The organism is Salinarimonas ramus (assembly GCF_014645695.1).
In the GTDB taxonomy this organism is placed as follows: Bacteria; Pseudomonadota; Alphaproteobacteria; order Rhizobiales; family Beijerinckiaceae; genus Salinarimonas; species Salinarimonas ramus.
This window is the reverse complement of the sequence record NZ_BMMF01000013.1, coordinates 70,492-88,868: the sequence shown is the minus strand read 5'-3', so window position 1 is coordinate 88,868 and position 18,377 is coordinate 70,492. Positions and strand designations below refer to the sequence as shown.

14 protein-coding genes are annotated in these 18,377 nt (G+C 70.9%); 5 read left to right on the top strand and 9 right to left on the bottom strand.

Annotated features, from left to right (window positions below; translation table 11 throughout):
- Window positions 1-67 precede the first annotated feature (67 nt).
- Window positions 68-469 (top strand): DUF350 domain-containing protein, encoded by a 402-nt coding sequence (locus IEX89_RS19645; protein WP_188914963.1) that lies wholly within the window; start codon window positions 68-70, stop codon window positions 467-469.
- Between the two features lie 19 nt (window positions 470-488).
- On the opposite strand, the gene IEX89_RS19640 is transcribed toward IEX89_RS19645, so the two are convergent.
- Window positions 489-4,091 carry a type IIL restriction-modification enzyme MmeI gene (locus IEX89_RS19640; protein ID WP_188914962.1) on the bottom strand — a complete coding sequence of 1,201 codons (3,603 nt, stop codon included), beginning with the start codon at window positions 4,089-4,091 and terminating at the stop codon, window positions 489-491.
- A 193-nt stretch (window positions 4,092-4,284) separates the two neighbouring features.
- Here IEX89_RS19640 and IEX89_RS19635 point away from each other — a divergent pair, with 193 nt between their 5' ends.
- The gene (locus IEX89_RS19635) at window positions 4,285-5,499 is read left to right on the top strand and encodes an MFS transporter (protein ID WP_188914961.1); all 1,215 of its coding nucleotides are present in this window, start codon (window positions 4,285-4,287) and stop codon (window positions 5,497-5,499) included.
- Between the two features lie 25 nt (window positions 5,500-5,524).
- On the opposite strand, the gene IEX89_RS19630 is transcribed toward IEX89_RS19635, so the two are convergent.
- The 7 genes from IEX89_RS19630 to IEX89_RS19600 form a co-directional block, all read right to left on the bottom strand.
- Window positions 5,525-5,746: a DUF2783 domain-containing protein gene (locus tag IEX89_RS19630; RefSeq protein ID WP_188914960.1), complete on the bottom strand. Its 222-nt coding sequence runs from the start codon at window positions 5,744-5,746 to the stop codon at window positions 5,525-5,527.
- Complete coding sequence (locus tag IEX89_RS19625; protein ID WP_188914959.1) at window positions 5,743-7,353, bottom strand: FAD-dependent oxidoreductase; 1,611 nt, start codon at window positions 7,351-7,353, stop codon at window positions 5,743-5,745. Before IEX89_RS19625 ends, IEX89_RS19630 begins: the two co-directional genes overlap by 4 nt.
- A gap of 233 nt (window positions 7,354-7,586) precedes the next feature.
- A complete protein-coding gene (locus IEX89_RS19620; RefSeq protein WP_188914958.1) occupies window positions 7,587-8,051 on the bottom strand; it encodes a peptidylprolyl isomerase in 465 nt (154 codons plus the stop codon).
- A 46-nt stretch (window positions 8,052-8,097) separates the two neighbouring features.
- Window positions 8,098-8,619: a peptidylprolyl isomerase gene (locus IEX89_RS19615; RefSeq protein ID WP_188914957.1), complete on the bottom strand. Its 522-nt coding sequence runs from the start codon at window positions 8,617-8,619 to the stop codon at window positions 8,098-8,100.
- Between the two features lie 38 nt (window positions 8,620-8,657).
- Window positions 8,658-9,152 (bottom strand): pantetheine-phosphate adenylyltransferase, encoded by a 495-nt coding sequence (gene coaD, locus IEX89_RS19610; RefSeq protein ID WP_188914956.1) that lies wholly within the window; start codon window positions 9,150-9,152, stop codon window positions 8,658-8,660.
- Between the two features lie 66 nt (window positions 9,153-9,218).
- Complete coding sequence (gyrA, locus tag IEX89_RS19605; RefSeq protein ID WP_188914955.1) at window positions 9,219-12,035, bottom strand: DNA gyrase subunit A; 2,817 nt, start codon at window positions 12,033-12,035, stop codon at window positions 9,219-9,221.
- A 320-nt stretch (window positions 12,036-12,355) separates the two neighbouring features.
- A complete protein-coding gene (locus IEX89_RS19600; RefSeq protein WP_188914954.1) occupies window positions 12,356-13,210 on the bottom strand; it encodes a DUF2182 domain-containing protein in 855 nt (284 codons plus the stop codon).
- 135 nt (window positions 13,211-13,345) lie between these two features.
- On the opposite strand from IEX89_RS19600, the gene IEX89_RS19595 reads away from it, so the two are divergent.
- Entirely contained in the window at window positions 13,346-14,605 is a 1,260-nt protein-coding gene (locus IEX89_RS19595; protein ID WP_188914953.1) for a UbiH/UbiF family hydroxylase, read from the top strand.
- A gap of 84 nt (window positions 14,606-14,689) precedes the next feature.
- On the opposite strand, the gene IEX89_RS19590 is transcribed toward IEX89_RS19595, so the two are convergent.
- On the bottom strand, window positions 14,690-15,634 hold the full coding sequence (locus tag IEX89_RS19590; RefSeq protein WP_188914952.1) for a ChaN family lipoprotein: 945 nt from the start codon (window positions 15,632-15,634) through the stop codon (window positions 14,690-14,692).
- Between the two features lie 133 nt (window positions 15,635-15,767).
- Between IEX89_RS19590 and IEX89_RS19585 the strand changes: the two genes are divergently transcribed.
- Entirely contained in the window at window positions 15,768-17,732 is a 1,965-nt protein-coding gene (locus IEX89_RS19585) for a glycoside hydrolase family 15 protein (RefSeq protein ID WP_188914951.1), read from the top strand.
- A gap of 81 nt (window positions 17,733-17,813) precedes the next feature.
- Window positions 17,814-18,374 (top strand): flavin reductase, encoded by a 561-nt coding sequence (locus IEX89_RS19580; RefSeq protein WP_244645586.1) that lies wholly within the window; start codon window positions 17,814-17,816, stop codon window positions 18,372-18,374.
- Window positions 18,375-18,377: the final 3 nt, after the last annotated feature.

Genomic DNA, 18,377 nt, shown 5'->3' with positions numbered 1-18,377 from the left:
TGCATGGCGGCCCGAGGACTTCTATGCTGCGGGCGCCCGAATCGGGCGAGAGGCTGGGTATAACGCGATGCCGTCGATTCTGACCGTCCTGCCGGGATTCCTTCTCGATTTCGTCCTCGCGACGGCGCTCGTCGCCCTCTATCTTGCGATCTACACATTCGCGACGGCGCACAACGAGTTCGCCCTCATCCGCCGCAACATTCCCTCCGCGGCGTTGGCGCTGGGCTTGAGCATGGTGGGCTTCGCCATCCCGCTCTCCTCGGCCATGGTCTTCGCCGTCACCGTCCTCGACCTCGTCGTCTGGGGCGGCGTCGCGCTCGTCGTGCAGATCGCGGTCTATTTCCTGGTGCGGCTCGTCCTGCCCGATCTCTCCCCGCGCATCGCCAAGGGCGAGATCGCGCCCGCGCTCTTCCTCGGCGCCGCGAGCGTCTCGGCGGGGCTGATCAACGCGTCCGCGATGCGGTTCTGAGCGGGGTAGGGGCCGGCGCTCAGCGCGGCACGAAGTAGGACGCCGCCTCGCCGTCGTCGCGCATGCGCGCGGAGCCGGTGGCGACGAGGGTCTCCAGGACGGCTGCGACGCGGCGGCGGCGGTGCGCATTCGCCCGCCCGTCGAAGGACACGGCGATGGTCTCGATGCGCACGGGTGCCGGTGCGCGGGCGAGAACGTCGCGCACGAGGCGGATCTGGTCGAGGCCGTCGGTGGGCCAGCGTGGACGCGCGGCGACGGGGATCGGCACCACGTCCATGTCCGGCAGGATCTCCTGCACCGGCTCGGGCAGGCGCCCGCCGAGCCGCGGGATCTGGAACTCGGGCCGCAGCCAGCGCACGCGCCCCGCGGCCTCCTCCTCCGCGCGCTCGCGGTTGAGCGCGACGAGACGCGTGAGCAGTTCTTCCTCGGCCTGCGCCTGGCCGGGCGGGAGCACGTCCGCAGGCATCGTCGCGCCGGGGCGGCCGACGAGGCGCTCCGCCAGATCCTCCCAGCCGTAGGCGGCGAAGACGGCACGGTCGATCGCGTCGTGGAGGTCCTTCAGGATCGAGACGAAGCCCGCGTCCTTCACGTCGATCTCGGCCGGCGTCAGCGGCTCCAGGTCGGTCTTCCACTCCAGGGCCCGCAGCCGCTCCATCACGTTGTAGAGGCCCGTCATGGTGAGGTGGGGATGCTGCGCGATGCGTGCCTTGCGCGTCGCGTCGAGCCGCTCGCCGAGGCGGCGGAGGGTCTCGCGGGTGTCGGCGTCGGGATGGGCGGGGTCGAGGCAGGCGGGGAAGGGGAAGGGGTCGAAGCACTGAGATTTGGTGTAGATTGGACGGTCCTCAAGAAGCCCACCCTGAGCCAACGCCCACGCAACGTGAACACGCGACGACATCAGCGCAAGCGCATAGCCTTCCTCGAGCGCAGCGACAACGAGCCGATTATCTGGTCGAGTATCGATGTTGATGAACTCGAAGAAGCGATGCTTCGCAGTCTCCACCGTGGCGATGTAGCGCGTCAAACCGTGCAGCGCAGGCCTCAAGTTTCCACGCGGCTCCCCGAACTGCCACCAATTATCCCGGTAGCTCGCACGGTTGTTCTGGTCCCGCTCCGGCTTCACCGTCTCCAGAAGGTGCTGATACACGGCGGGAAAGCGCTCCAGCACCTCCTCCGCTTCGAGCCCGTACAGATCGATCACCATCACCCCTCGCGGACGGCCGGTCAGGTCGCGGCCGTTGCGATAGGGCAGGATGTGGTTCTCCAGCCCCTCCACCCGCCCGAGCCCGAGCGCCGCGGCCTTCTGCGGCGTGACGATGAAGCCGGCGCCGTGGAGCGCGACGCCTCGGCTCGACAGGGCCTCGTTGGCGAGGAGCGCTCCGGCGCTCGCGAGGTCGGCGCCGATGATCAGGTTCCCCGTGATCACCCCCTCCCGCCGCTCCAGCTCCACCTGCGGCGTATCGCTGTCGAGGTGCTCCTCGGAGACGACGCGGGCCAGCACGCCGGGGCCGTCGCCGCGGGCGCAGACCGTCATGGCGATGCGCACGGCGGCGGCGTCCGCGCTCTTGTACCAGGGGTGGTCGGGCACGGCGAAGACGAGATGGATCGGCGTCTTGGCGGCACGATGGCGCTCGATCACGCGGCGCGAGAAGGTCTGCGTGATCGAGTTCGTCGTGATGAACCCGAAGCGCCGCAGCACCGGCGTGGCGTGCGCCTTCGGCTGCTTCGCCGCCCCCTTGCCCGCCCGCCCGCCGGCCGTCTTGCCCGCGCTCGGCGCCGCAACGAGCCGCGTCGCCGCCTCGTCCCAGAAGTGCATGACGAAATCGGCGCCGCCGGGCAGGTGCGGACGCGCCTTCCAGCAGGCCTCGGCATAGCCGTCGCCGAGCTGGGCGCGCATGTCCTTGCCGCCGATGAAGGGCGGGTTGCCGACGATGAACTCCGCCTCCGGCCAGGGCGCCGGGCGCGGGTTCGCGTAGCGGTAGAGTGGCACGCGCGCCTGCGGATCGGGCACGCGCTCGCCGGTGATCGGGCTCGTGATGTACGTCACGCCGTCCCAGCGGGTGGCGGGCTCGCCGTTCCCATCCAGGACGGCGACGCGGCCGTCATGGGCGAGGATCGCGTCCTGCTCGCGGATCGTGCCGTAGGCCTTGAGCACCGGCGGCGTGATGGCGTTGGGCCCGCCGGTCTTGAGCTGCCACTTGAGGAAGCCGATCCACAAAACCAGCTCGGCGATGGCGACGGCGCGCGGATTGAGCTCGAGCCCCAGGAATTGCCGCGGGCCAACCGTCTCGCCCTCCATGGCGAGACGCCCCTGATCCTGGCCCAGCGCCTCCAGCGCATCGAGCACCTCGCCTTCCAGACGCTTCATCAGCTCGAGCGCGACGTAGAGGAAGTTGCCCGTTCCGCAGGCGGGATCGAGGACGCGCACGGTGCACAGCTCGTGATGGAAGGCGAGAACCGTCTTCACGGCCTCCGCGATGTCGCCGGCGCGCGCCTGCTCGTCCGCATGGTTCTTGCGGATGTCCCATTCCGCGCGAAGCGGCTCGATGACCGTCTGGATCACCAGGCGCTCGACATAGGTGCGCGGTGTGTAATGTGCGCCCAGCGAGGCGCGCTCGCGCGGATCGAGAGCGCGTTCGAGGAGCGTGCCGAAGATCGTCGGCTCGACGTTCGCCCACGTCTTCCGGGCGGCGATCTCGAGCTCGGCGATCTCCTCGGCCGCGAGCGGCAGAGCGCGAGCATCGGCGAAGAGGCCGCCGTTGAACTCGACGAGTCGCACGAGGAGCCGCGGCTCGTAGGTCCCCGCATTCATCGCCGCCCAGAGGCTCTCCATCGCCGGGACGAAGGCGTTCGGCTCGCTCTTCACGTCGGCGAGCAGGTCGAGCAGCTTCTCGCGCGGAAGCAACCCCACGTCCTTGGCGAACATCGTGAAGACGCAACGCATGAGGAACTCGGCCACGTCGCCGGGGTCGTGGCGCTTCTCGAGCCGCTTGGCGATGCGGGCGAGCCGCTCGGCCACGTCGCGGGTGACCTCGGCGGCCTCCCGCGTCGGATCGAGCGTGAGAGGTTCGACGAACACCCGCCGCAGCCGCTCGCGTACGGCCTCGTCGCGCAGGTCGTCGAGGAGGATGCGATAGCTCGCCCGGTCGGGATAGTGGACGTAGTTCTTGCCCTGGCCGGAGAAGTCGGCGAAGAGCGAGATGGAGCGGCCGACGTCGACGACGATCAGGAATGGCGGATATCCGTGCGCGACCGGCAATGCACGGGCGTAGTTCTCCGCCTGCCGTCGCGCCTCCATGAGCACGCGGTCCCATCCTGGCGCCGGCCCGCCGTCCGCCCCGTCCTTGCGCTTGCCCGATTGCTTGGCCTCCAGCACGAAGCAGTCGCGCTTGTAGCAATCGATGAAGCCCGGCGTGCGCGAGCCGTCCGGATGCGGGAAGTCGACGCGTCGCTCGAAGACGTAGTCGTTCAGCGCGGTCTCGGCGGAGGAATAGGTAGGCGGGGGGACGCCGATGAGCTCGCACAGGTCGCGCACGAAGAGCTGATAGTTCGCGCGTTCGGACCCGTCGGCCCGGCCCGCCGCCGCGATGAAACGCTCGATGGAATCGTCGACGCAACTCTGCATGAAGCAGAGTGTTATAATTCGAAGATGTCGCTGTCCAGCGTATCGTGCTTACTTCAGATCGTATGACTCTCGTGCTCACGCCGCGAGCATTCCGCAAGCCGGGCATGCGCGTCGGCTCACTGCACGCGCCCCGCGCGGGGGTATAGGATGCGCGTTCCTGCACCCCATTCCGTGCACCTCCCGCGGCGGAGCGATGACGCAGACTTCGGACGATCAGCGCGCGATCGCGCTCACCATCGCGATCTTCGCCATCGCGGGCTTCGCCTCGACCTTCTCCTCGCGCATCGCCGATCCGCTGGTGCCCACCATCGCCTCCGATCTCGGGGCGTCGGTGAAGACGATCGCGCTCCTCGCCACCGCCTTCGCGCTGCCTTATGCGCTGATCCAGCCGATCCTCGGGCCGATCGGCGACGCGGTGGGCAAGCTCGCCGTCATGCGGGTGTGCGTGGCGCTGCTCGCGCTGGCCCTCCTCGCCTCCGCCTTCGCGCCCGACGAGACGACGCTCTTCGTCCTTCGCGTGATCGCCGGCGCGGCGGCGGGCGGAGTGATCCCGCTCGCGCTCGCGGCCATCGGCGACCGGGTGGGGATGGAGGGACGGCAGGTGGCGATCAGCCGCTTCCTGGTCGCCATCATCCTGGGCCAGCTCGCGGGCTCGTCGCTCTCGGGGGCGCTCGCGCTGTGGATCGGCTGGCGGGGCGTGTTCGTGCTGGCCGCGATCCTCGCGGCAGGCGCGCTCGCGGCGGTGCTCGTCTTCGCACGCCGGGCGACCGAGGCCAAGGGTACGTTCGACCTCGGCATCGCCAAGGCCCGCTACCGCGCGCTCCTCGCCATGCCGCGGGCGCGGGCGCTCTTCGCCTTCGTCTTCGTGGAGGCGGCGGCCCTGTTCGGGCTCTTCCCCTTCGCCGCCGTGCTGCTCGAGCGCCGCGACGCCGGCGGATCGGCGGAAGCGGGTCTGGCCATCGCCGGCTTCGCCATCGGGGGGCTCCTCTACTCGGCGCTCGTGCGTACGCTGCTGCGCTTCCTGGGCATGCCGCGCATGGTGGGCGCGGGGGGCATCCTGGCCGCGCTCGCGATCCTCGCCCTCGTCGTCGTGGCGGATTGGCGGCTCATGGCGGCGGCCTTCCTCGCCATGGGGCTCGGCTTCTACATGATGCACAATTCCTTCCAGACGGCGGTGACGGAGCTCGCGGCGGAGGCCCGCGGCTCCGCGACGGCGCTGCACGCCTGCTTCTTCTTCCTCGGCGGCGCGCTCGGCCCCGCACTGATCGGCGCGGGCTTCGCGCTGATCGGGGAGGGGGCGACGCTGGCGCTCGCCGCCGCCGCGATCGCCTGCCTCGGCCCCGTGGCGGGGATGATCCTGGTGCGGACCGATCCGGCGCGTCGCGCCGACACCGCGCGGTCGCGCTAGGCTGCCTTACGAGACGGGCAGGCGCTCAGCCCGCCTCGCCCTTCGCCAGCGCGATCGCCTCCTCCAGCACGGTCTCGTCGCCCACCTGGTTCGCCAGGATGAGGACGAGGCGCGTGTTGAGGGCGGCGCTCTCCTCGTCGGTGAGGCCGCGATGGGCATCGATGAGGGCGCGGTAGGCGCGGTCGGGGTCCGGCAGGCGCGGCGAGGTGTCGAGGCCAGAGGGGGCGAGATCTCGTGTGTCGGTCACGCGGCGTCTCCGAGCATGCGACGGGCGGCGGCGGCGATGCGCTCCGGGTCCTCGTGGCGGAAGCGCGCGGCGAGGTGCTGGTCCGGCCGCACCAGCCAGGTCGCGCCGGGCACGGCGTCGAAGCGCTCGCGGAAGCGGCCCTCGACGTCGATGAGGTCCTTGCCGACGACGATGCGGCGCAGCCCCTCCGGCGGCGGGCCGTGGTCGGCGCCGTCCGGCATCACGATCTCGACGGCGTCGCCGCCGATCTCGCCCAGCAGCCAGGCGGGCGTACCGTCCGCGCGCTCCATCGGAGCGTCGGGCAGTGGCGCGCCGAGGCGGGCGGAGCCGGCCCAGGGCTCGGCATCGGGGGTCGAGAGCGGCGTCTGCCGATAGGTGCTCGGCGTCGAGAGCCGGCCCGAGTTCACCATGCGCTTGGCGAAGTCGCACTCGCGCGCCAGCGTGAGCGCGGCGTCGCGATAGCGCATCTCCTGGCGCGAGCGCGGGGCGATGAAGTCGGCAGAGCGGGTGGAATGGCCGATGTTCTCGTCCGCCGCCGCCACCCGCTCCGTTTCGTAGCTCTCCACGAGCGCGACCGGCGCCTCGCCTTTCACGACGCGCGCGAGCTTCCAGGCGAGGTTCTCCGCGTCCTGAATGCCGGAATTGGCGCCGCGCGCACCGAAAGGCGAGACCTGGTGGGCGGCGTCGCCCGCGAAGACGACGCGCCCGTGCACGAAGCGCTCCAGGCGGCGGCATTGGAAGGTGTAGACCGACACCCATTCGAGCTCGAAATCATCGTGGCCGAGCATCCTTGCGATGCGCGGCGTCACCACCTCCGGCTTCTGCTCGTGGGCGGCGTCGGCATCGGCGCCCAAGCCCAGATCGATGCGCCAGATCCCGTCGGGCTGCTTGTGGAGGAGGGCGGACCGGCCGGAATGGAAGGGCGGATCGAACCAGAACCAGCGCTCGGTGGGGTAGGCCTCCGACATCCGCACGTCGGCGATGAGGAAGCGCTCCTCGAAGGCCTCGCCGACGAAGTCCAGGCCGAGCATGGCGCGGGTGGGCGAGCGCGCGCCGTCGGCGCACACGACCCAATCGGCGCGCAGCGTATAGGCCCCGTCGGGCGTCTCGATCGTCAGCTCCGCGGCGTCGGGCAGGTGGGAGAGGCCCACGACCTTGTTGCGCCAGCGGATGTCGATCCCCTCGAGCTCGCCCGCACGCTCAACGAGGAAGTGCTCGAGGTAGTATTGCTGCAGGTTCACGAAGGCCGGCATGGCGTGGCCGGTCTCGGGCAGGAGGTCGAAGGCGTAGAGCAGGTCCTCGCCCTGGAAGACGCGCCCGAGCTTCCAGGTGACGCCCTTCTCGATGCAGGCCCGGCCCACGCCGAGCCGGTCGAGGATCTCGAGCGTGCGCTTGGCGTAGCACAGCCCCCGCGAGCCCTCGCCGATCCGGTCCGCGTCGTCGAGGAGGACGACGGGCACGCCGCGCTGCGCGAGGTCGATGGCCGTGCACAGGCCAACCGGCCCCGCGCCGACGACGACCACGGGACGGCGCACCACCGGCCCGTCCTGGTCCGGCGAGCGGCGATAGTCGAACTGATAGAGGGACTTCCGGGCCTTGGCTGTCATGGTCTACGTGTCCTCGCGCTTCCCGCGGTGCTTCTCCTTCTTTGCGGAAGAAGCAACCATCATGAGGATGCTCCAGTCCAGGACGTTTTGCGGGTGCACGTCGCGCCGTCCGAGCGGGGATCCTTCGGGCTCGCGGGGCGATGACGTTGCGGCCGACCCGGCGCCATTTTCCCCTGCCGGGAAGAGATGCGGTGCCGCTCGCTCACGTCCGAACGAGCGGCGCCCGTCGCGCCTCAGGCGTCGGCGGCGACCTTCATCGAGACGATGCGATCGGGGTCACGCACGGGCTCGCCGCGCTTGATCTGGTCGACGTTCTCCATGCCCTCGGTGACCTTGCCCCAGACCGTGTACTGCTTGTCCAGGAAGCGGGCGTCGCCGAAGCAGATGAAGAACTGGCTGTTGGCCGAATGCGGCGCGTTGGTGCGCGCCATGGAGCAGGTGCCGCGCACGTGCGGCTCGGCGTTGAACTCCGCCTTCAGGTCGGGGAAGTCCGAGCCGCCGGTGCCGGTGCCGTTCGGGCAGCCGGTCTGGGCCATGAAGCCCTCGATCACCCGGTGGAAGGCGATGCCGTCATAGAAGCCCTGGCGGGCGAGCGTCTTGATGCGCTCGACGTGGTTGGGCGCGAGATCGGGGCGCAGCTCGATGACGACGCGGCCCTTGGTCGTCTCCAGGACGAGGGTGTTCTCGGGATCGGCCATCGGGCCCTCCTGTGCTTGGTTGCGTGTCGAAATAATCGGAACGGGCTCACTGCCCCACCCGCATCGAGACGATGCGGTCGGGATTGGGAACCATGCCGGACTGGCCGACGCCCTTCGCGAGGGCGTCGATCGCCTCCATGCCGGAGACGACGTCGCCGACATAGGTGTACTGGTTGTCGAGCCATTCGGCGCGGTCGTAGACGATGAAGAACTGGCTGTTGGCCGAATTCGGGTCCTGCGTGCGCGCCATGCCGATGGAGCCGCGCCGGAACGGCGTGTTGGTGAACTCCGCCGAGAGGTCCGGCAGGTCCGAGCCGCCGGTGCCGGTGCCCGTCGGGTCGCCGGTCTGGGCCATGAAGCCCGAGATGACGCGGTGGAAGGGCACGCCGTCGTAGAAGCCCTGGCTGGTCAGCGTGCGCAGGCGCTCGGCGTGCTGCGGGGCGAGATCCTCGCGCAGCTCGATGACGACCTCGCCGTGAGGCGTCTCCATGACGAGCGTGTTCTCCTGCGCCGCGGCCGGCAGCACGGCCGCGAGCATGAGGGCGAAGGCGGCGAGAAGCGTCTTCATGCATGTCTCCAGGTGGGAGCCGCGGTTCTGGCGCGGCGTCAAGCGAGCTTGGCCTTCAGGGCCGCGGCGACGGGCGCGGGCACGAAGGGGGCGACGTCGCCGCCCATCTTCGCCACCTGCCGCACCAACGTGCCGGAGATGTGGCGGGTCGGCCCCGAGGCGGGAAGGAAGATCGTGCGGATCTCGGGCGCCATGGCGGCGTTCATGCCCGCCATCTGCATCTCGTAGTCGAAATCGGTGGCATCGCGCAGGCCCCGCAGGACGATCGTCGCGCCGGCCCGGCGTGCTGCGTCCACCGCGAGATCGGCGAAGGTGACGATCTCCACCTTCACGGGAAGCGAGAGCATGGCGAGGCTCGCGCGGATGAGGTCCGCCTTCTCGTCCGCCGAGAACAGCGGCGTCTTGCCCGGATGCACACCGATGGCGATCACGATCCGGTCGACGAGCGCGGCCCCCTGGACGAGAACGTCCACGTGCCCGTTCGTGACGGGATCGAAGGAGCCGGTGTAGAGGGCGGTGCGGGGACCTGGCATGCGAGGAGCGTTAGCCGCAACGCGGCGCGCCCGCAAGGGCGGGCGCGCCGGTTCGCGTCGTGGCGATCACGCCTCGGACGGGCTCTCGGGCGGACCCTCGGGAGCTTCCCCACCGTTCTCCGGGCCACCGTTCTCGCCCGCCTCGCCCTCGACCACCTCGGTCTCGGCGCCGCCGGCGATGTGCTCGACGGAGACGACGTGCTCGTCCTCGGCCGTGTCGAAGACGATGACACCCTGCGTCGAGCGCCCGGCGATGCGGATGCCGTCGACCGGCACGCGGATCGTCTGGCCGCGATCGGTGATGAGCATCACCTGGTCGTGGCCCTCCACGGGGAAGGAGGAGACGAGGCGGCCGTTGCGGGCGTTGGTCACCATCGCGGTGATGCCCTTGCCGCCGCGGTTCGTCACCCGGTACTCGTAGGCCGACGAGCGCTTGCCGTAGCCGTTCTCCGTGAGCGTGAGGACGAATTGCTCCTTGGCGTCCATCTCGGCGTAGAGATCGCCGAGATCGACGTCAGCGGCCTCCTCCTCGACGTCGCCGCTCGTCGGCAGCTCCTCGGCCCCGAGCTCCTCGCCGCGGGCGCGCCGCATCGCCGAGGCGCGGCGCAGGTAGGTCTGCCGCTGCTCGGCGCTCGCGTCCACGTGGCGCAGGATGGCGAGCGAGATGACGGTGTCGTCCTGGCCAAGCGTGATGCCGCGAACGCCCGTCGAATCACGTCCCTTGAAGACGCGCACGTCCGGCACGGCGAAGCGGATGCACTGGCCCTTGGCCGTCGTCAGCAGCACGTCGTCGTCGATGGAGCAGACCTGGACGTCGACGATGCTGTCGCCCTCGTCGAGCTTCATCGCGATCTTGCCGGCGCGGTTCACCTGGACGAAGTCGGAGAGCTTGTTGCGCCGCACGTTCCCGTTCGCGGTGGCGAACATCACGTCGTAGCGCTCCCAGGTGTCCTCGTCCTCGGGCAGGGGCATGATCGTCGTCATGCGCTCGCCCTCGACGAGGGGGAGCATGTTGATGAGCGCCTTGCCGCGCGCATTGGGCGCGCCGACGGGCAGGCGCCAGACCTTCTCCTTGTAGACCTGGCCGCGCGAGGAGAAGAACAGGACCGGCGTGTGCGTGCTCGCCACGAACAGGCGCGAGACGAAATCCTCCTCGCGCGTCGCCATGCCCGAGCGGCCCTTGCCGCCGCGGCGCTGGGCCCGGTAGGTCGAGAGCGGGACGCGCTTGATGTAGCCCATGTGCGACACGGTCACGACCATGTCCTCGCGGGCGATCAGGTCCTCGACGTCGAACTCGCCCTCGGCCTCCATGATCTCGGTCTTGCGCGGCGTGGCGAATTCCGACCGGGCGGCGGCGAGCTCGTCGCGGATGATGCCGAGGATGCGAACGCGCGAGGAGAGGATCTCGAGATAGTCGCGGATCTCGTCGGCGAGCTTCTTGAGCTCGTCGCCGATCTCGTCGCGGCCGAGCGCGGTGAGGCGCTGGAGCCGCAGGTCGAGGATGGCGCGTGCCTGCGTCTCGGAGAGGCGGTAGGTGCCGTCCTCCGCCACGCGGTGGCGCGGATCGTCGACGAGCGCGATGAGCGGCGCGATGTCGTGAGCCGGCCAGTCGCGCGCCATCAGCGCCTCGCGTGCCGCGTTCGGATCGGGCGCGGTGCGGATGAGGCGGATGACCTCGTCGATATTGGCCACCGCGATGGCGAGGCCGCACAGGACGTGGGCGCGATCGCGGGCCTTGCCGAGCAGGTACTTCGTGCGCCGGGAGACGACCTCCTCGCGGAAGTCGACGAAGGCGCGGATCATGTCCTTGAGGTTGAGCGTCTCCGGGCGCCCGCCGTTGAGCGCCACGAGGTTGCAGCCGAAGGACGTCTGGAGCGGCGTGTAGCGGTAGAGCTGGTTGAGCACCACGTCCGCCACGGCGTCGCGCTTGAGCTCGACGACGATGCGCATGCCCTGGCGATCCGATTCGTCGCGCAAATCCGAGATGCCCTCGATACGCTTCTCGCGCACGAGATCGGCGATGCGCTCGATGAGCGCCGCCTTGTTCACCTGGTAGGGGATCTCGGTGACGACGATCGCCTCGCGGTCCTTGCGGATCTCCTCCACCTCGGCGCGGGCGCGCATGATCACGGAGCCGCGGCCCGTGTGGTAGGCCGAGCGGGCACCGGCGCGGCCGATGATCAGGCCGCCGGTGGGGAAGTCCGGCCCGGGCACGATGCCGATGAGGTCGTCCACACTGATGCCGGGATCGTCGATATAGGCGAGGCAGGCGTCGATCACCTCGCCGAGATTGTGCGGCGGGATGTTGGTGGCCATGCCCACGGCGATGCCGCCGGCGCCGTTGACGAGGAGATTGGGGAAGCGCGCCGGCAGGACCAGCGGCTCCTTCTCCTTGCCGTCGTAATTGTCGCCGAAATCGACCGTCTCCTTGTCGATGTCGTCGAGGAGCGCCATGGCAGGCTTGGCGAGCCGGCACTCGGTGTAGCGCATGGCCGCCGCGGGGTCGCCGTCGACGGAGCCGAAATTGCCCTGGCCGTCGATCAGCGGCAGGCGCATGGAGAAGGTCTGCGCCATGCGCACGAGGGCGTCGTAGATCGCCTGGTCGCCGTGCGGGTGGTACTTACCCATGACGTCGCCGACGACGCGGGCGCACTTGACGTACGGACGCTCGGGAAAGATGCCCGCCTCGTGCATGGCGAAGAGGATGCGCCGGTGCACGGGCTTGAGCCCGTCGCGCACGTCGGGCAGCGCGCGGCTCACGATCACGCTCATCGCGTAATCGAGATAGGACTTCTTCATCTCCTCGATGATGGAGACGGGCTTCACGTCGGCGCCGGGCGGCGGCGGCTCGCCGCCGGGCGTCTTGGGATCGTTCTCGGCCACGGGCGACCTTCTCTCGCGTCGACAATGCCGTGGCCGGGGCGCGAGGGCGACCGAATCCACGGGGAAATCAACCCTCTAGATGGCCGCTCCGGGCGCCGATCGCAAGCATGGCAAGGGTTGCGAGAGCGTTGGCGCGGGAGTCATCCACCGGAATGACGGGCGGCGCCACCTTCCCGCAGGGGAGGAGTCCGCGAAGCGGGCGGTGGGGCCGTTCCGCGGGTTCTGCGGGCCGGCCCGCCCCCTCCCCACCCTCCGACCCTCGGGTCGTCGTCCTGCCCTGCGGGGAGGTGGCGCGGTGCGGACGTCATCAACCTCGTTGGTCAGCGGGCGAGGTAGTCCGTGATCGCCTCCGGGCCGACCGCCATCACGGACAGCGCGACGCCGGCGGCGATCAGGCCCGTGCCGACGATGGTCGCCGCGCGCTCGGTGGCGACGAGCTTCTCGGCGGCCATGATCGCGGAGAACACCGCCATCCACACGAGGTTCATGGCTCCGAGCAAAGCGAGGACCGCCATCATCGCCCAGCAGCAGCCGACGCAGGCCGCGCCCTGGCGCAGGCCGAGCGCGTAGACGGCGCGGGGGCGAGAAAGCCAGCCCTCCTCGCGCCCCGCGAAGGGCGAGCCGACGGCAACGAGGCAGGAGAGCTTGAAGGCGGTGAACTGGTAGAGCCCCGCGGCCCCGAGCGCCGCCCCGCCGAGCACGCCGACGATCCGCTCGGGCATGTCGACCGTGGCGAAGGCCACCGACACGCCCGTCTGCACGAGCGCCACGACGACGGAGACCGCGATCCAGACGGAGAGGTAGCCTGCGCCGAGCACGAGGGGCGAGACGGCGCGCTCGCCCGCCGCGCGGGCGGTCTCGGCGCGATCGGCGTAGCCGACGACGAGCGCGCTCGCGGTGGGCAGCATCATGGCGACGCTCATCGCGATCCACATGCCGATCGAGAGCGCGAGCGCCGAGAGCGCGCCCGCGAGGCTCGGCGCCGCGAGGACGGCGGCGGGCGTGCACAGGGCTTCCAGGAACGCGTCCGCGCCGCCGCCGCGGCGGATCGCTTCCCAGAAGAGAATCGACCAGCCCATCAGCGTCAGCGCGGCGATCGAGACGAGCGCCACGGGAACGGGCCGCGCGAAGACGCGTGGGGAGGCGGCGGCGAGAGGCTCTGCGGAACGGCTCAACGGGGCGACCTTCGAGGATCGGGACGTACGCATCTCTAGACCATCGCGGCGCGAGACGCGTTGACGCGCATCAATCGCCAAGCGACGCGGGGCGCGCTAGATGTGTGACCTCGAAGCACAGCGAGGGAGCGGACCATGAGCGAGAAGAGCCTCGACGTCGTCGTCGTCGGTGCGGGTGCGACGGGCATCGCCGCCGCGCTGGCTTTCGCACGGGAAGGCTACGCGACGGCGCTCGTCGGCGAGGTCCGCGCCGCGCGCGACGGGCGCACGGTGGCGCTGCTCGACGGCTCGGTGAGCTTTCTCGAGGCGCTCGGCGTGTGGGACGCGCTCGCGCCGGAGGCGGCGCCGCTGGAGACGATGCGCCTCGTCGACGCCACGGACAACCTCTTCCGCGCGCCCAATGTCGACTTCAAGGCGCACGAGATCGACCTCGACGCCTTCGGCTGGAACGTGGAGAACGCGACCCTCGTCGAGCGGCTGGCGGAGGCCGTCGGCGAGGCGCCCGGGCTGACGCATTTCCCCGTCTCGGCGGACGGGCTCGGCGCCGTGCAGGAGGTTTTCGCACCGGGTGAGGGCGAGCCGGACGAGGCGGAGGAGGGCGCCGAGCGTGCCGTGCGCCTCGCCGACGGATCGAGCCTCCTCGCCTCGCTGATCGTCGCCGCCGACGGCCGCGGCTCGAAGCTGCGCGAGGCGGCGGGCATCCGCACGCGCAGCTGGACCTACCCGCAGAAGGCGCTGACCACCATCCTCGCGCACGAGCGCGACCACCGCGACGTCTCGAGCGAGTTCCACACCCGCCACGGCCCCTTCACGCTCGTGCCGCTGCCCGGGCGCCGCTCGAGCCTCGTCTGGGTCACGGCGCCGGAGAAGGCGGAGGCGCTCGCCGCGCTCGACGACGACGCGCTCGCCCGCGCGGTGGAGCGGCAGGCGCGCTCGCTGCTCGGCGCCATGCGCATCGACGGGCCCCGCGGCGTCGTGCCGATGACGGGCATGTCGGTGCAGCGCTACACCGCCGATCGCCTCGCGCTCGTCGGCGAGACGGCGCACGTCTTCCCGCCGATCGGCGCGCAGGGGCTCAATCTCGGCCTGCGCGACGTCGCCTCGCTGCGCGACGCCGCCGTCTCGGCGAACACCGATCCGGGCTCGCGCGCGGCACTGCGGGCCTACGAGCGCTCCCGCGCGCTCGACGTGCGCACGCGCACGCTCGGTGTCGACATGCTCAACCGCACGCTTCTGGCCGGCATCCTCCCCGCGGACTTCCTGCGGGGTGCTGGCCTCCACGCGCTCTCGGCGGTCGGGCCGCTGCGGCGCATGCTGATGCGCGAGGGCGTGACGCCCACGATCGGCACGCCGCAACTGATGCGCAGGCGCGAACCGCGGGCGGTGGCGTTCTGAGCGGCCATCGCCGTAAAAGGAGACGGCCCCACCGCCCGCGCTGCGCGCGGACTCCTCCCCTTCGAGGAGGTGGCGGCGCGCGTCTCAGTCTGCCGGCGCGAATCGCTCGCGAAGGGAGGCGCAGACGTCGCCGCGCTCGATCGCGGGCGTGAACCAGGCGATGTCGACGGGCGCGTCCTGCGTGCCGAAGCCCGGCGCCAGCGCGCCGGGCTCCTCGACGTCGGCCGGCGCCTCGACGAAGGCGATGGTCAACGTCTCGCGCTCGGGCGCGCGTGCCGCGAGATAGAACGGCACCGCCTCCGGGCCGACATGGCCCGCACCCGCGATCAGCACGGCGGGGGAGGGCGCCTCGAGCAGCGCGTCCGCGAGCGACGCGTCGCGCAGGCGCTGCGCGGCGACGAAGCCCGGTACGGCCTCGTCGGGCAGGAGACCGCAATGGCCCTCGACGATGGCCTGCTCCATGGTCGCGAGCGCGGCATCGGGCAGCGGCGCGTCGAGGGCGAGGCGGGCGCGCTCCGTCTCGCCGAGCGGGTCCGTGTCGGATGCGAGGGCGCCCATCGTTTCGCGGTCGACGTCGCCGGCATGCAGCGTCCAGTCCGCTTCGAGAGCCGCCTCGAGGATCGGGGCGTACATCGCGAAGTCCGGCCAGCCGTTCGCCTCCCAGGCGAGCGCCTCGCCCAGCGCCTCGACGTCCTGCGCCGACGCCTCTGCGAGCGGCACGTCCTCACCGCGACGGACCATCTCCAGCACGAGCCGCCCTTCCGGGTGGGCCGCCGCGGCGACGCCCGTCGCCCAAGCCTGGAGGGCGTGGTGGTCCGGGTTGTCGTGGCGCTCGCCGAGCAGCACGAGATCCGCCTCGGCGACCATCGCAGCGACGATCTCCGGCGTCAGCGCCTCGCCGGTGCGCGCGTCGTGGATCGCGCCGACGAGCGGCGCGTTCGGCCCGACGAAAGCAGGGATCTCGGACGCGGCGAGCGCGGGAGCGGCCGTCGCCGCGACGAGGAGGAGGGCGGTCGTGAACGTGCGCATGCTCTGCGAGATAGCGCATCGCGCCGCGCTCCGGAACGCCGCTGCGGCGTCACGTCCCCGTGAGGCGTGACGCGCGGACGAACGGCCACGCTCGCCGTGCGTTGTCCCGCCGACCGATCCCCGAGGAGAGCGCATGCCGCCCGAGTCCCGTCCCGTCGAGCCGCCGCCCTACGTCCAGCCGCCCATCGAGGATTACGCCATCATCGGCGATTGCCACGGCGCCGCGCTGGTGTCCCGAGCGGGGGCGATCGATTGGCTGGCGCTGCTGCGCTTCGACGACGACCCGACCTTCTTTCGCCTGCTGGACGGCGGCGAGCGCGGCGATCTCGGCGGCGGCGCCTGGGAGATCCTGCCCGACGGCGTGAAGGAGGTACACCGCGCCTATCTCGACCGCACCAACGTGCTGCACACGACCTTCGTCTGCGAGACGGGCGTGCTCGAGGTGACCGACTTCATGCCGGTGGGCCGCACCCGCGAGGCCGCCGTCCACGACTACGTCGACCTCAACGCCCCTGGCTGGCTGGTGCGACGCCTCGCCTGCACGAAGGGCCGGGTCGCCGTCACGAGCCGATTCTCGCCCCGTGGGCCGGGCTTCTCGAAAGAGGCCTTGAACATGGTGGTCGAGGATGGGCGGATCGCGCTGCGCGGCGGGCTGATGCTCTGGTGCGGCGGCGAGATCGAGATGCGCGAGGGCACCGCCCTCGTGCGCCACGAGATCGCCGAGGGCGAGAGCGTGCCCACCGTCCTCACCCATGTCATGCCGCTCTTCGATCCGCGCGAGCGGGTGGAGGAGCTGGTCGCCGTCACCTGCGCCTTCTGGCGCGAGTGGGCGGCCTACACGCGCTATCGCGGACCCTATGCGGAGCAGGTGGTTCGCTCGGCGCTCGCGCTCAAATGCCTGACCTACGCGCCGACCGGCGCCCTCGTCGCCGCCGCGACGACGTCGCTGCCGGAGGAGCTCGGCGGCTCGCGCAATTGGGACTACCGCTTCTCCTGGCTGCGCGATTCGTGCTTCGCGCTCTTCTCCCTCTCCGCGCTCGGCTACAGCGGCGAGGCGGCACGGTTCTCGGAATTCCTCACGAGGAGATGCCTGCGCGAAGGCTCGACCATGCGCATCGTCTACGGCATCGACGGACAGCCCTTCCTGCCCGAGGTGACGCGCGGCGACCTCGCCGGCTATCGCGGCGCGGGCCCGGTGCGGACCGGCAACGAGGCGGCCGAGCAGCGCCAGCTCGACGTCTTCGGCGAGGTGCTCGACTGGGCGGACCTGCGCCATGCGCTCGGCGCCGATCTCGGGCCCGACGAGAAGGCGCTCATGGCCTCCATCGCCGACCACGTCTGCCTCACCTGGGAGCTGCCGGACCAGGGGCTGTGGGAGATGCGCTCCGGCCCGCAGGATTTCGTGCAGGGCAAGGCCATGGCCTGGGTGACCCTCGACCGCGCCGCGAAGCTGCTCGGCGATCGCCCGCTGTGGGCCGAGAACCGCGATCTCATCCTCGACGCCATCCGCGAGAAGGGCACGGCGGGCGATCCGCCCTACCTGACGCAATCCTTCGGCAACGAGGCCGTCGACGCCGCGCTCCTGCAGGTGCCGCTGCTCGGCCTGCCGCTCGACCCGGCGCTCTTCGAGGAGACGGTGCGCCGGATCGAGGCGGACCTGAAGGTCGGCGATCTCGTCTTCCGCTACAAGGGCGAGGACGGGCTGACCGGCGGCGAGGGCGCCTTCATGATCACGAGCTTCTGGCTCGTGGAAGCCTACCTCACGGTCGGCCGCGGGGACGAGGCGCGGGCGCTGTTCGAGAGCCTGCTCGCGCGCGCCAACGACGTGGGCCTCTATGCCGAGGAGATCGACCCGAAGACCGGCGGCTTCCTCGGCAACTTCCCGCAGGCCTTCACGCACCTCTCGCTGATCTCGAGCGCGGCGCTGCTGCATCTCTACGAGATCGGCGGGGCGGAAGCGATCCGGGGCACCAACGCCGATCGCGCGCGCTCGCTGGTGGGGGCGACGCAGGGCGTGAAGGCGCTGCTCTACGCTCTCGCGCGCAATCGCTCGGTGAAGCTGTTCTCCTCGAAGGCGAGCGTGCTCGCCCTCGGTTGATCTCGCTCCGCGCCGCCCCGATGCCGGCGCATGGCCGAGAGGGTTCCCTTTCGCGCCCGGCAGGCCATATGGAGGGAGCCCTTGCGCACCGAGACGATCGAGAAGGACCCGCACTTGAGCGCACGCCCCGATGCCGCCGATCAGGAGAGCCCGGAGAACACGGTTCTCGACGCCGGGACGTTCCGCGAGGCCATGAGCCGGGTCCCCGGCGCGGTCCATGTCGTGACGACGACGGGCCCTCACGGTCGTGCCGGCTTCACGGCGACCGCCGTCACGGCCGTGTCCGACCATCCGCCGACCATCCTCGTGTGCGCCAACGCCGGCAGCGAGAGCGCGCAGGCGCTCGTCGAGAACGCGATCTTCTGCGTCAACACGCTCTCCTGGGACGACGAGCCCCTCGCGGGCCTGTTCGCCGGGCGCACGGAGCTGCGCGGCGACGACCGTTTCCGCCAAGGCCGCTGGACGACGCTCGAGACCGGCGCGCCGGTGCTCGAGACGGCGCTCGTCTCCTTCGACTGCCGGCTCCTTTCCGCGGAGATCGTCGGCACGCACCACGTGGTGATCGGGGAGGTGCGCGACGTGCGCGTCGGCCGGCACGCCCGCGCGCTCGTCTATCGCGAGCGGGCATTCCACGGCGTGTGAGGG